The sequence below is a fragment of the Acinetobacter sp. LUNF3 genome (genome assembly GCF_022699605.1).
Classification (GTDB): domain Bacteria; phylum Pseudomonadota; class Gammaproteobacteria; order Pseudomonadales; family Moraxellaceae; genus Acinetobacter; species Acinetobacter johnsonii.
Genome location: NZ_CP093968.1, coordinates 2,114,000 through 2,127,787 on the forward strand (window position 1 = coordinate 2,114,000; position 13,788 = coordinate 2,127,787).

17 protein-coding genes and 1 tRNA gene are annotated in these 13,788 nt (G+C 41.8%); 3 read left to right on the top strand and 15 right to left on the bottom strand.

Features of this window, described 5'->3' with window-relative positions:
- Positions 1-140: 140 nt before the first annotated feature.
- The 3 genes from fdxA to MN200_RS10280 all read left to right on the top strand — a co-directional run bounded on the left by fdxA (position 141) and on the right by MN200_RS10280 (position 2,113).
- The gene (gene fdxA / locus MN200_RS10270) at positions 141-464 is read left to right on the top strand and encodes a ferredoxin FdxA (RefSeq protein WP_004696359.1); all 324 of its coding nucleotides are present in this window, start codon (positions 141-143) and stop codon (positions 462-464) included.
- Positions 465-596: 132 nt separating this feature from the next.
- Positions 597-1,316 carry a D-Ala-D-Ala carboxypeptidase family metallohydrolase gene (locus MN200_RS10275; RefSeq protein ID WP_058869895.1) on the top strand — a complete coding sequence of 240 codons (720 nt, stop codon included), beginning with the start codon at positions 597-599 and terminating at the stop codon, positions 1,314-1,316.
- 131 nt (positions 1,317-1,447) lie between these two features.
- On the top strand, positions 1,448-2,113 hold the full coding sequence (locus tag MN200_RS10280) for an O-methyltransferase (protein WP_242759338.1): 666 nt from the start codon (positions 1,448-1,450) through the stop codon (positions 2,111-2,113).
- Positions 2,114-2,254: 141 nt separating this feature from the next.
- Here the strand turns inward: MN200_RS10280 and MN200_RS10285 are convergent, their stop codons facing one another.
- From MN200_RS10285 to cysS, 15 genes are all read right to left on the bottom strand, one after another.
- A complete protein-coding gene (locus MN200_RS10285) occupies positions 2,255-3,097 on the bottom strand; it encodes a universal stress protein (RefSeq protein WP_004696353.1) in 843 nt (280 codons plus the stop codon).
- A 128-nt stretch (positions 3,098-3,225) separates the two neighbouring features.
- Positions 3,226-3,837, bottom strand: coding sequence for an acyltransferase (locus MN200_RS10290; protein WP_242759340.1), 612 nt, complete (start codon positions 3,835-3,837; stop codon positions 3,226-3,228).
- Positions 3,830-4,426 (bottom strand): YigZ family protein, encoded by a 597-nt coding sequence (locus MN200_RS10295; protein WP_159152910.1) that lies wholly within the window; start codon positions 4,424-4,426, stop codon positions 3,830-3,832. The genes MN200_RS10290 and MN200_RS10295 overlap by 8 nt, the downstream gene beginning before the upstream one ends.
- A gap of 263 nt (positions 4,427-4,689) precedes the next feature.
- Positions 4,690-5,436, bottom strand: a complete 747-nt coding sequence (lptB, locus tag MN200_RS10300; RefSeq protein WP_004696348.1) for an LPS export ABC transporter ATP-binding protein — start codon at positions 5,434-5,436, stop codon at positions 4,690-4,692.
- A complete protein-coding gene (gene lptA, locus MN200_RS10305) occupies positions 5,436-6,002 on the bottom strand; it encodes a lipopolysaccharide transport periplasmic protein LptA (RefSeq protein WP_004696346.1) in 567 nt (188 codons plus the stop codon). The genes lptB and lptA overlap by 1 nt, the downstream gene beginning before the upstream one ends.
- Positions 5,992-6,534, bottom strand: coding sequence for an LPS export ABC transporter periplasmic protein LptC (lptC, locus tag MN200_RS10310; RefSeq protein WP_058869900.1), 543 nt, complete (start codon positions 6,532-6,534; stop codon positions 5,992-5,994). The genes lptA and lptC overlap by 11 nt, the downstream gene beginning before the upstream one ends.
- A 34-nt stretch (positions 6,535-6,568) precedes the next feature.
- Positions 6,569-7,108, bottom strand: coding sequence for an HAD-IIIA family hydrolase (locus MN200_RS10315; protein ID WP_004982122.1), 540 nt, complete (start codon positions 7,106-7,108; stop codon positions 6,569-6,571).
- A 3-nt stretch (positions 7,109-7,111) separates the two neighbouring features.
- On the bottom strand, positions 7,112-8,089 hold the full coding sequence (locus MN200_RS10320) for a KpsF/GutQ family sugar-phosphate isomerase (RefSeq protein ID WP_058869901.1): 978 nt from the start codon (positions 8,087-8,089) through the stop codon (positions 7,112-7,114).
- A gap of 272 nt (positions 8,090-8,361) precedes the next feature.
- A complete protein-coding gene (locus tag MN200_RS10325) occupies positions 8,362-9,105 on the bottom strand; it encodes an adenosylcobinamide-GDP ribazoletransferase (RefSeq protein WP_058869902.1) in 744 nt (247 codons plus the stop codon).
- Positions 9,105-9,707: a histidine phosphatase family protein gene (locus MN200_RS10330; RefSeq protein ID WP_058869903.1), complete on the bottom strand. Its 603-nt coding sequence runs from the start codon at positions 9,705-9,707 to the stop codon at positions 9,105-9,107. Before MN200_RS10330 ends, MN200_RS10325 begins: the two co-directional genes overlap by 1 nt.
- 2 nt (positions 9,708-9,709) lie before the next feature.
- Positions 9,710-10,762: a nicotinate-nucleotide--dimethylbenzimidazole phosphoribosyltransferase gene (cobT, locus tag MN200_RS10335; protein WP_058869904.1), complete on the bottom strand. Its 1,053-nt coding sequence runs from the start codon at positions 10,760-10,762 to the stop codon at positions 9,710-9,712.
- The gene (gene cobU, locus MN200_RS10340) at positions 10,759-11,277 is read right to left on the bottom strand and encodes a bifunctional adenosylcobinamide kinase/adenosylcobinamide-phosphate guanylyltransferase (protein ID WP_242759342.1); all 519 of its coding nucleotides are present in this window, start codon (positions 11,275-11,277) and stop codon (positions 10,759-10,761) included. The genes cobT and cobU overlap by 4 nt, the downstream gene beginning before the upstream one ends.
- Positions 11,268-11,915 carry a 2'-5' RNA ligase family protein gene (locus MN200_RS10345; RefSeq protein ID WP_242759344.1) on the bottom strand — a complete coding sequence of 216 codons (648 nt, stop codon included), beginning with the start codon at positions 11,913-11,915 and terminating at the stop codon, positions 11,268-11,270. Before MN200_RS10345 ends, cobU begins: the two co-directional genes overlap by 10 nt.
- Before the next feature lie 147 nt (positions 11,916-12,062).
- Positions 12,063-12,138 (bottom strand) — tRNA-Gly (locus tag MN200_RS10350).
- 64 nt (positions 12,139-12,202) lie between these two features.
- The gene (cysS, locus tag MN200_RS10355) at positions 12,203-13,624 is read right to left on the bottom strand and encodes a cysteine--tRNA ligase (RefSeq protein WP_242759346.1); all 1,422 of its coding nucleotides are present in this window, start codon (positions 13,622-13,624) and stop codon (positions 12,203-12,205) included.
- Positions 13,625-13,788 lie beyond the last annotated feature (164 nt).

Consider the following 13,788-nt stretch of genomic DNA (forward strand, 5'->3'; position numbering starts at 1 on the left):
TTTCAGCAGAATGTTCAGTTTTTATCAAATTTAACAGCCGTGCATATAACAAATATCAATAAAAGCAATTGTTAGTTGGTGCTGTTTTTGCCTAAAATACACATTAGTTATTAGAACCATATTTTTAGGTAGCCTTCGCCATGACCTTTGTTGTCACTGAAAATTGTATTAAATGTAAATATCAAGACTGCGTAGAAGTTTGTCCAGTAGACTGTTTCTATGAAGGTCCAAACTTTCTAGTGATCAATCCTGATGAATGTATCGATTGCGCACTGTGTGAACCTGAATGTCCAGCAAATGCAATTTTCTCTGAAGATGAACTGCCAGAAGGTCAAGAAGTATTTATTGAACTAAATGCTGAATTATCACAAACTTGGCCGAACATTACCCAGATTGGTGACCAACCTGCTGACCGTGAAGAATGGAACGGTAAAGCAGATAAGTTACAATACTTAGAAAAGTAAGCCAGAAAAAGATCAGCATAAGCTGATCTTTTTTTATACCTAAAACACACATTTGATTGCAATATTTCCAATTTTTCCTCACAAATTTGGATTAAAATAATAGGCGTATTTTTTAAATATTTGATTTCTATAATGAAGAAATTTTTAAAGGGATTATTTACGGTTAGCATAATCCCCTTGGTGATGATTGGCTGTACGACTTCATCTCACAAAGGCAAGACCATCACAACACCTGATGGAAAACGTATTTTTATCCCACAAGAGCAAATTAGTTTTGACCGCCCTGCACCACCTAAAATTATTCCTTATACCTATAATGCTTGGATGTCTGTAGGTGACACACTAGCACGCGTACGTGAGTATGAAGTTTTCCTTGAACGTAATGGAGTTGGGAATATCATCCCAAGCTTTGAACTGCTCAGAACCGCTCGTGACTGGCAAAAATGTGGTCGCTCACAATATATGATTCCAAATCGTGAACTTTGGAAAAACCAAATTGCCACTTTAAAAGTATTTAAATATTTAGTTGCAGCCAAAGTACTGACCGATTTTGAAGTCACTTCAGTTTATCGTGATCTGCCTTTAAACCAATGTGCTGGCGGTGCAAACTCGTCACGCCACTTATTCAATTCTGCCATCGATTTTCGAATCGGACCTGAAAACCCGCAACCCGAAGATTATGCTTATATTGAAAATACAAAATATCGTCTATGCCAATTTTGGACCCAACATGGTCAGAGCTTAAACATGGGCTTAGGTTTATATGCTTCTGGTCAGATTCACATTGATACCCAAGGATATCGCACATGGGGCCCAGACCTCAGTCGCAATTCTTCGATGTGTAGTTACTAGTTTTTAAAAATTAAAAGAGGTCAATATGACCTCTTTTTTTGAGCATTGATTTCAACAAATATGGTCGGAAAAATTGCACTCTGAAAATAAAAGTTTAAAATGCTCCACATCGCAACCAAGGTGAACATGCTATGCAACAAATGTGGACAGAGATTGATAACTATATCGATGCACATTTAATTCCTGAAGACCCAATTCTACTGCAAACTTTAGAAAATACTGAGAAGCATGGTTTTCCAGATCACTTAGCTGTTGCACCAAACCAAGGCATGCTTTTACAAATGCTGATTCAAATGAATCAATGTAAGCGTGTGCTAGAGCTTGGCACTTTTGCTGCCTATAGCACCATGTGGTTAGCGCGCGCTTTACCTGAAGACGGCTATATTTTAACGATTGAAGGGCGTGATACGCATGCCGCGATGGGCCAAGAAAATATCGACAAAGCTCAGCTTAAACAAACCGTTGAACTCAAATGTGGACGTGCAACAGATATCCTTAAATCACTGCCTGCAGACATTGAACCTTTCGACTTTATTTTTATTGATGCCGATAAACAAAGCTACCCAGAGTATTTGGAATTAAGCCTGAACCTATCTCATTCAGGTACTTTGATTTTCCTCGATAACGTGATTCGTGCAGGCGATATTATCAATCCTGAAAATCATAAACCAAGTATTGAAGGGATTCGAAATATGTTCAAAGCGATGCAAAACCATCCGAAAATTTTGTCGTGCACCGCACTTCAAACTGTTGGTAGCAAAGGACATGATGGATTTGCCTTAGCTATTGTAAAATAAGCTAAAACTTAGATTAAAAAACAATCGATTAATTTAAGCTTATATAAATTATAAACTTACATTTACTGTCCATATAGTTATCCACAATTAATGCGGATAACTATGGATAAAACAGTTTCAATTTAGATAAATCACTCTAAATTAACGGGCGACCAGTAAAGGAACTTTGGCATTCCTAAAGATGGTGGTTGCAATGCTGCCCAAGAAGAACTGATGAATTTTACTGTGGCTGAATGCACCGAGTACAATCAATTGTATGCCATGCTCATTTTGGTATTCCAGAATATTCTCAGCCACGTCACCATAACGATATTCTGTAATCACATCTAAATTTGCATCTTTCAGATATTGTTCAGGCTCTCTTAAAATTTCAGGGTGGTCACCGACATAGACTAAATGGCATTGTAAGAGACGCAGTAGATCACTTTGCGCAATCCGTTTCATCATCTTCACACAGGTCGGTGAATACTCATAGGCAAAGATAAAGCGCGTAGGTGGCTTAAAGCTATCGCCTACCGTCATGACGGTACAGTTTGCGCCACGGATAAAGTTCTCAACATTACTGCCCAATGGTTTATTGCGTTCAGCCGATTTCTCACCCACACGGCCAATCACCACAATGTCATCTTCATGCAATAAGTTAAAACTTTGCTCTAGAAAGTCACCCTTTTCTTGAATATGCGTTGTATGTAGGCCATGCGTTTCGAGAATGAGTTTAGAAATATGATCGAGTAAATTATTGCTATAACTGAGCGCAAGTTCACTTTGTTTTTGCTCTAATTCAGCCAGCTCTTTGAGCAACATTGCATTGCTTTCAAATCCAATTACCCCGCTAATTTCACCTAAGTGATAACTTGCAGGATAATAATCCAAAACTTGTAAAAGGACCAATTCCCGCCCCGTCTGTTTTGCAATCCACGCCGCAGCTTCTGCTAGGGCATTGATACAAGGGGAAGAATCGATACATGCAATGACTCGTTTCATTATCGCCTCTCATTACACCGCATTTGGTATAAGGTCTCATTGTTGTTCTAAACTTAGCATATCTTTTTTTTTGATGGCAGGTTTTTATGTAATTAAGTATCGATAAATGTTCAATATTCTTTGATATCTTAATCACGTAAACGAATAAACTGAGCAGGATTGCCAGCAACAATCGATTGCTCCGCGATATCTTTGGTGACCATACTATTCATTCCCACCACTGCATGTGCACCAATTTTCACTCCATCTTTCACGCCCACATGCGCACCCAACCAAACATCCCGTCCAATTTCTATCCCTTGTGAACGCATAGGTTGTTGATAAATCGGATCACTGAGTGCCATACCATGATCAAAGGCATATAAGTGACAATATGCCGCAATACGCACTTGATCATGTAACTTAATCCCCACACGACCACCATCTAAAATACAATGGTGGTTGATCGCGACTTCGCTGCCAATATCTAAAGGCCCATGCAAAGTACAATCGGCAGCAATAAACGTGTTGTCCCCAATGACAATTTTTCGACCAGGCTCTGCAAATATGTGTGCCAATGGAGAAATAAAACAGTTTTGACCAATTTCAACCGTTTCCATTTCCATTAGATAAGCTTGGTATTCTTGCTGCCATACATCAGCCCACACACGGTTTTTAGGCTTGAGCGACCAATACAACCAGGGCATATAGTTTAAGCGATGCTTATGCTGCTCACGATATTTTAATAAGGGATCAGTCATGATGGTCATCCACAATTTTTAAGGCTTCACGTCCACGGGTCACATCTTGTATTTTAAGTGCGAGCACTTCAATCTGATGCACTTGTAATAATGCCTCTACAAGCACGCCATCCGCAGTATATTGCTCATTAAATTCAATCTGCTGGCTATTCAGCTCGTACTGGAAAATCGCCCATTCATTAAATTGGCAGGCAAAATGCACTTTTTTCTTTTCAATGAGTTCTATTTTTTCAGCCAACAGTAAACACTGACCTGCTGTTCCACCATAAGCACGTACCAACCCGCCTGTGCCTAGCTTGACGCCACCATACCAACGATTGACCAAAACCAAAACATTGGTCAGTTCATTGCCTTCAATGGTCGCTAAAATAGGACGACCTGCGGTACCTGAAGGTTCACCGTCATCATTGAAACGAACATTGTGGCCAATTTTCCATGCCCAGCACTGATGTGTGGTGCTGATATCTTTATATTGCTCTAGAAAATCTTTAACGGCCTGTTCATTTTCAACAGGCACAGCAAAAGCTTGAAAACGACTTTTTTTAATGTCTTCTTCATAGCTCACTAAACTAGAGATGGTAAATGGCATAGCGTAATTTTTAAAAATTTCACAAAAAATTATAACGTATTTTCAATTAGCTATCGTATGAAAATGGCTTTTCGCTTTAAGCCCACACAAAATAAATAGATATGCATACTGTGTAACATGCTGAAAAAGCGATTTCAAAAGGATGGCAGAGCGCGCAGTTTGAATATAAAGGGATGCCCTATTCTTAATTCAATGCAAAGAGATCGATTAAACATATTGGGGGGAAAATCTGCGCCAATTATTTTCATTGGCGCAGAATAATCTTATACAGTGAAGTCATCACCAAGGTAAACTTGACGCACGGTTTCATTGGCTAAGATTTCATCTGGAGAACCTTCAGCAATCACCGCACCCTCACTCACGATATAAGCACGTTCACAAATCGCCAAAGTCTCACGAACGTTATGATCCGTAATAAGAACGCCAATACCACGGTCTTTTAGGGTACGAATAATATCTTTAATATCACCCACTGAAATTGGGTCAACCCCAGCAAAAGGCTCATCGAGTAACATAAATTTTGGATCGGCTGCCAGCGCACGCGCAATTTCAGCACGACGACGTTCACCACCAGACACACTCATACCCAATGAATCTTTAATATGGCTAATTTTGAAATCCGCCAGCAATTCATGCAAACGCTGTTTACGTTGTTCTTTGTTGAGGTCTTTACGCGTTTCCAAAATCGACATAATATTTTCAGAAATAGTGAGTTTTCTAAAAATTGATGCTTCTTGAGGTAAGTAACCAATACCTTTACGCGCACGTTCATGCATGGCCAAATCAGACATATCTAGGTCATCAAGATGAATTTCACCTTTGTCCATACGCACCAGTCCAACCACCATATAGAAGCTGGTAGTTTTCCCTGCACCATTCGGACCTAGTAAACCTACGATTTGTCCACTTTGCATGCTAAAAGATACATCTTTCACTACCCAACGCTTACTGTAGTTTTTCGCGAGATGCTTAATACATAGGGTTTGTGGCTGATTGAGAGTTTGCTCCATTAGTCACGCGCTCCCGGGAAGGATTGAGAACCTGAAGGTGGGATCACAATTTGAACACGACCACTCGACGAACCACTGTTATTTGGTGTACCAATCGCTTCGATGTCACCTTTATTCATACTATAACGTAATGTATTACCGCGAATACTGGCACCATCTTGTTCTAGAAGTGCGCTGCCGGATAAGGTAATAATGCCTGTTTCTGCATTATAAATAATTTTTTGCGCCTGACCTTTGGCAATACCTTTATTGGTACTGACTTGCTGCTGGAAACGTGCAGGCTTACCATTGGCCGTAATGGTGCTAATTTGACGGGTTTGATTTAAATTGGCAACAATCGAATCCGCTTGTAGTTTCATCGTACCCTGTTCAATGATGACATTGCCTGTGTACGTCGTAACACCCGTTTTTTCATTAAACGTTGCTCGATCTGCCACCAACGAAATCGCTTTACTACGGTCACTTGGCAATGCCAAAGCAAAAGTTGAAACAGCCACACCTAAACTCAGTGCAAGTGTTTGCTTGAGGAAAGTTTTCGAAATAGAAAATTTTGGATTATGGTTCATACTTCCCTCGAATATGGAAAAAGTCATATTGACCCGTATTTAAATTCGCTTTTAAGCCCTGACTGACAAATTCAGCTTGTGGCGTCGTAACAACCACTTGATGCTGAGATTCAAGTTCGCGCGTCTGTGGAAACGCAGTCAGTTCTGCGGTCTCAAACTGCATCTGACCTTGATCCAACATTTTCTTTGCAACCACTTCATTTGTCAGAACGACTTTTTCGTTGTCGTTGATGCCATTGGCTTGCTTGGCATAGAAAGTCGCATCCACTTTTCCATCTTTATACATCTCAGCATTTAAGTTCTCTAACTTAGAGGTCTTCTTTTGCATGTCCTGCTCAAGACGGTCTACTTTTGCGCGGACGTATAAATTACCCTGCTCATCTGTTTGAGTCAGTTGGATCTGCTCAGCAGAATAGGTCATGCTTTGCGCACCATCGACCTCGAGCTTTTGCCCTTTTCCGCTGTAATAGTAATAACCACTACTGATAGCCGCAATGGCTACAGCAGTGATATATAAAACTTTAGTATCCATAAATGTTAACTAAACTCTCATGCATGCATACAGATTAATGCGGGACTGCGGTGTACTTTTCAAGTAAAGTTTCGTATACACCTTTGGCTTGTAAAATCATATCGCAGATTTCACGTACCGCGCCACGTCCACCCATCGCTTGAGTCACCAAATCGGCACGACGACGTACTTCTAAATGACCATTTGGCACGGTTACTTTCATGCCTGCAATGGCAAATGCAGATAGGTCAGGCCAGTCATCACCCATGTATAAACAATCTTCGGGTGAAATACCAAATTTTGCACAAGCCTCGCGCAGTGCAACACCTTTGTCTTCACGGCCTTGATAAACAAGGTCAACGCCCAAATCAGACATCCGTTTTTCCACGATCTGACTTTTACGTCCTGTGATAATAATCACTTTCACACCAGCTTGCTGAACAAGTTTCATACCTAAGCCATCACGGATATCGAAAGATTTGATTTCGTCCCCCGAGTTGGTCAAAGTCACAAAACCATCACTTAAAATACCATCGACATCCAAAACTAGAGCTTCTACATAACGCGCTTGTTCTAACAAAATATAAGAAGCCATTTTTTAATTTACCCCAGCTTGAATCAGGTCATGCATACTTAAAACACCAATGACTTTATTGCTCTCATCAACGACAACAAATTGGTTAATTTTCTTTTCATTCATTCGCTCTAATGCCTCAACAGCACGCGCTTCCGGTGAAATAGTAAGCGGGCTCTTAATCATCACATCAGACACCGCCAAGTTCACATCAAAACCTTGCTGTTTATCAATCAAACGGCGTAAGTCACCATCGGTAAAAATCCCCAATAGATGATCATTGTCATCCACAATTGTGGTTAAACCTAGGCGTTTGTTAGAGATTTCGTACAGAACTTTGTTCATTGCTGTATCTGGAGACACTTTCGGTAGTTCGTCTCCAGTGTGCATTAAATGCTTCACATGTAATAACAAGCGTTTACCCAAAGCACCCGCAGGATGCGAGCGTGCAAAGTCATCTGAAGTAAAGCCGCGTGCATCTAACAGTGCAACAGCCAATGCATCACCCAAAGCTAAAGTCGCCGTCGTACTCGATGTTGGCGCTAGGCCTAATGGACAAGCTTCTTGGATATTACCCAATGTCAGTGCCACATCAGCATTTTGTGGCATCGGCCCACGCTCATCCCCACTGATGGTAATTAAAGGCACGCCCAAATATTTGATCAAAGGCATCAACATCATGATTTCATCACTCTTGCCTGAGTTTGAAATCGCAATCAGCACATCACCTGCAACCAACATCCCTAAATCACCATGCCCCGCTTCACCTGGGTGCATAAAGAATGATGGCGTACCTGTAGAGGCAAATGTAGCTGCCATTTTTCGGCCAATATGCCCTGATTTACCCATGCCAGTAATGACTAAGCGACCTTTACACTTTAAGATAATTTCACAAGCACGGCTAAAACGATCATCGATTTGCTGAGCAAGTACAGAGAGTGCCTGACGCTCTATCTCTAGTGTTTCTAAAGCAACTTTTTGGAAATCAATGGGATTTGACATATTTTCAGAATTCAACGTTGTTTTACCTGAACCGTGTGACGAAATGAAACGTCAGCACATAAAAAATAATTTTCGCAATTTTATCATATCTCTGTAGACAACTAGCGCGGAAATCTTTGGATTTTCACAACATATCTACAAATGTGTTTTGCCTATGCTGGAAGACCTTTGTTTCAAGTACATATAGCTCGTTTCCTTTTTATTATTTTTTCTTTCGACCACGTATAACCTGCACACCTTTCACACTGAGAGGCTCTTATTTATTCCCTAACTTAAGTGAAATAAAAAGTAGCCATCACAAAACTAAACAATGTCGCTAATTCAATCATTTCAATACTTGCACCAATGGTATCTCCAGTCACACCGCCAATACGCTGTATAAATTTATACCGCAAATACCACAGTACCAGATAAAAAGTGGCAATCACCACAGCACCAACCCATGCCCAATACAAAGCCACCAAAGGCATCAGCAGTAAAAGTGCCATTGCAATTGGTCGTGCTAAATGTTGGCTCAACTGACTGCCGAGTCCTTTATCGCGCACATAGTCTGTACTTAAAAAGAAGAATAGCGGTACGAGACGTCCTAAGACAGGAAATAAAATGAGTGCGCTATAACACTGCTGCTGCAATAACACATACAGTGCAGACCACTTTAATATGCATACCATGATAAGACTGAGTACACCTATCGGCCCACAACTTGGATCTTTCATGATCTCAAGTGTACGCGCTTTATCGCCAAAACCACCGACCCAAGCATCTGCAGTGTCGGCTAAACCATCCAGATGTAAACCACCCGTCAGCCAAATCCATAGCACCAGAACCACACTGCTTAATAGCACAAGTGGCAAAGCATGCAATAACAGGACAATCCCATACAGAATGCCGCCTATGAGCAAGCCCACCACAGGATAAAATAACAGTGCTTGCGCATTTTGCTGAGGCGTTGGCGTTGTGCTTAAACGAACTGGGAATGTCGTTAAAAACTGTAATGCAATCCAAAAAGGTGTCATTACACGCCCTCACTTTGAATAACCTGAAGTTGCCCTTGATCGAATACAAAGCGGTTCAACTGCCCCAACTCCGCAGACATTTTTAAAAGATCGTTATCATGCTGTTTCAGCGCTTGGCATTTTAATAATTTGATTACGCCACCATGGGAAATAATCAATGCGCGTTGCCAGCCTTGCACATGCATTTGCTGGGTTAACGTCTCTACAGACTCTAGAACGCGGCTTTTAAATGCCATTAAACTTTCCGCCTGAGGCGGGGTAAAGCTTAACGGTGTTTGCCAAAATTGAGCCAATTCATCTGGGTAGAGTTGATAGAGTCGCTCAGTCGACTGAGCCTCCCATTCCCCAAAATCCATTTCTTGCAAATTCGGTTCTATAAAAAAAGGAAGCTGTTTTTGCTCCGCCCACTGCTCTGCAAATAGACGGCAGCGCTGTAATGGTGAGCTATAAATAACATCCCACGCCTGCCCAGTCTGCTCAGACTGGGTGATGGTAGAACGCATTTGCACCCAACCCTTCGCAGTCAAAGCATCATCCGTTCTACCCCGTAGGGTATGGCTTAAGCTAGTTTCGCCGTGGCGTAGAAAATCTAAATACAACATCCTTAAACTTTCTCACCAATCACGGCTGCTTCAGCAAATGTTGCCATCTCATTGTTTAAGCGACAGGCTAACTTGATCAGACCCAGTGCAGCCCCTGCGCCACTCCCCTCACCCAAACGTAGGTTCAGCTTCAATAAAGGCATCGCTTTAAGTTCTTCTAACAAACGGACATGACCATATTCAGCCGACTGATGCCCAAAAAGCATCCAAGCGCGAACATCTGGATTTAAACGTACTGCGAGCAAAGCCGAAACAGTACTGATAAACCCATCCACCACCATCGGCAGACCCAATTGCGCACAGCGAATATACGCGCCTGTCATGGCTGCGATTTCAAGTCCACCCACGGCACATAAGGCTTTAAATGGATCGTTCCCGACATATTGGGCATGAAGTGCAAGTGCTTGATCAATCACCTGTTTTTTATGTATCAATTGTTCAGTACGGATACCCGTTCCAACACCCGTGAGCTTTTCAGCGGGTTCAGCCAATAAAAAACAAGCCACGGCTGAGGCTGAACAGGTATTTCCAATGCCCATCTCACCCGCGACATAGATATCTGCCCCATAAGCGATAGCATCTTCTACACTTTTTTGCCCCAAAGCAAAAGCTGCTTCACATTCAGCTTCAGTCATGGCTTGGGTTTGAGCAAAGTTAGCCGTCCCAGCGCGGATGCAGTGGCGTTCAACCCCGACATATTCATACGCTTCACCGACTGAACCACAGTCGATGACTTGTAACTTGGCTTGATACTCTTTGGCAATCACACTAATACACGCCCCGCCAGTTGCGAAGTTCTGCAACATTTGACGCGTCACCGCTTGTGGATAGGCAGAAATATTTTCTTCCATCACCCCATGATCACTTGCAAAAATCGTAATCCATGGACGGTCAATCTTGGGTTTTACAGTGTTTTGCAAACTGGCTAATGTCACTGCAACCGATTCAAGCTCCGACAACGAGCCTGTCGGTTTGGTCAACTGTGACTGGCGTGCTAGGGCTTGAGCCAATACAGACTCACTCGGACTTTGACATGCTTCTAACCACCAACTCACACTTGTTCTCCTTTTAAAATCATGGGAAATCCTGCCACGCAGAACACCACTTTATGAGCGATTTGACCTAACTGCTGATGCAATCGCCCTGTTTCATCGACAAAGCGTCGGCTAATTTGTCCTATAGGAACCACACCTAAGCCTGTTTCATTACTCACTAAAATCAGCTCGGACTGTAAATTTCCTACAACATCTAACAACTTCTGGCATTCTTGAACTTGCAAATCAGGGTCAGCATGCATCAGTAAATTACTCATCCATAAGGTCAGGCAATCAACCAAAATAGTTTGGTTTGGACGGTCTAATTTGACCAACTGCTCGGCAAGATAAGTGGGTTCTTCACACAGCCCCCAATCTTCGGGTCGTTGTTGCTGATGGTGTTGAATGCGCACTTGCATCTCCCCATCCAAGGCTTGTGCAGTTGCCACATAAACCACAGGCTGCGCCAACTGTTGTGCAATCTGCTCCGCCAAGCGACTTTTCCCCGAACGTGCACCACCTAAAATCAGCTGCATTGCGCATTCCCCAACTCAATTTGTGCATGTGAAAACAATAGCCCTTGTAGCACATGGGCCTGATAAAAACCAAACGTGAGCTTTGAGATGTTTAAGCTAGAGTTGATATCTTCAATTTCAGCCATCCGTGCCAATACATGATCACTACTCACCGCTTCACGGTATAGACCTAATGTAATATGTGGACAATAACTTAATGCTGCGACTTCCTGCGAGGTTTGCAGCAATGTCTTTCTAATTTTATCCAACACGCCTGCGGTATCATCCACTTTTAAAAATAAGGCACTTTCAAAACTATTTAATTCACCCATCTGTAACTGAAAAGATTCTAGTTTTAAATTTTTAAGGCGTTCAAGCTGCTGATTCAGTTGCACTCGACTAAAGTCATCCGACTGTGTTGCCTGTTCTACCCAAAAACCTGCAACAAATAAAGTGATATGAAACTGCCGTTGATTTGGTTGATAAAGCAAATCTGAGAACTGCTCACGAAGCTTTGTTAAATAACTGATCAAAACGGGATCATCCACTTCAATATACCAAAGTGCATAGCGTTCTCGTCCCAAATGCCATTCAGGATAGTCTCGAGCTTCGGTCGGTACTACAGTGCTATGGGGTTGAAGAAACACAATTTTAATCACAAATGAAGATGAATAATTTAAGCATATTTTTGTCAAAATTATGGGCTGAAACACCAAGATAATTTCACATTTAAATGAATTATTTTCAACACACTCAAATTACAGGCATAAAAAAACCCCAAGTTAAACTTGAGGCTTTTTAAATTTTGGAGCGGGAAACGAGACTCGAACTCGCGACCCCAACCTTGGCAAGGTTGTGCTCTACCAACTGAGCTATTCCCGCAATATGGATGTGCATTATAGAGAGTTTCATCAAACTGTCAACACTCTATAATGCAATTGCTGAATTAATCAGCACGACGCCAGATTGTCCCTTGGCGAGTGTCTTCCAAAACCACACCTTGATCTAACAAGGACTGACGAATTTGATCCGCTTTGGCAAATTCTTTGGCTTTTTTCGCATCTTGACGTTGTTGAATCAAATCTTCAATTTGCTCTTCAGACAAAGCCAAAGCCTCTTGCCCAATGTCAGACTTCAGGAACTCTTCAACATTGTGCTGAACCAAACCTAGAATATTGGTTAAATGACGCAAAGTTGCATAGTAAATCGCCGCTTGTTCCGCTTGTTGCTCTTTCACGGCACGGTTCAATTCTTTGTTGACTTCAAACAATACCGCAATGGCTTCAGCGGTATTGAAGTCATCACGCATGGTACTATTGAAACGCTCAAGCAATGTTTCATCTAAGGTATCGACTTGTGTATCGCCATAGGCTTGTTGATAAGCTTTGAATGAATGATAGAAACGTGACAGCGCTGTTTTTGCTTCTTTTAAAGCAACATCAGAGAAGTTCACAGGGCTACGATAATGTGATGACACAATGAAGTAGCGAATCACTTCAGGGTGGAACTTATCCATCACATCACGAATGGTAAAGAAATTGCCCAATGACTTCGACATTTTCTCGCCATCAACGTTGATGAAACCAACATGCATCCAATAGTTGACATACTGCTCGCCAGTTGAAGCCTCAGACTGTGCAATTTCATTTTCATGGTGCGGGAACATGAGGTCCGAACCACCACCATGAATGTCAAAATGGTTCCCTAGGCAGCAAGTCGACATGGCAGAACATTCAATATGCCAACCCGGACGACCTTTGCCCCACGGTGAAGCCCATGCAGGTTCATTTTCTTTGGCATGTTTCCAAAGTACAAAGTCAAAGGGATGTTTTTTCTCAACTTCAACATCGACACGTTCAGATGCACCCGCCTGCATATCTTCCAGTTTACGACCCGAAAGACGACCATATTTAGCGAATTTTTCCACTTGGAAATACACATCACCATTGGCAGATGGATAAGCTGTGCCCTTTTCAACCAAATTACCAATCATGCTTTGCATTTGATCAATATAACCCGTTGCACGTGGTGCTTCATCTGGATGTAAACAACCTAGATTTTCAGCATCTTCATTCATCGCTTGAATAAAGCGGTCTGTCAGCTGCGTAATCGACTCGCCATTTTCATTGGCACGTTTAATGATTTTGTCGTCAATGTCGGTAATGTTACGTACATATTTAACGCTCCAACCTTGGCTACGCAGGAAGCGAATAATATAGTCAAATGCAACCATCACGCGCGCATGTCCAATATGACAGTAGTCATACACCGTCATACCGCAAACATACATATCAATATGCCCCTCAACACGAGGTACGAATTCTACTTTTTTGCGTTGCTCTGAGTTATATAGAACAAATGGTTGCATAGCGATTCAAAAGACTTCAAATATAAGAATGGATCATCTTAACCTAAGCATTATTTTTCATAAAGTTTTCAGAAGATTTTTCTTTCAATTATCTCGCCACTTTTCATTTATACGCAACTATTTCCAAATTTCCATTATCCAAATCTTAAACGGGTTACCGGTAA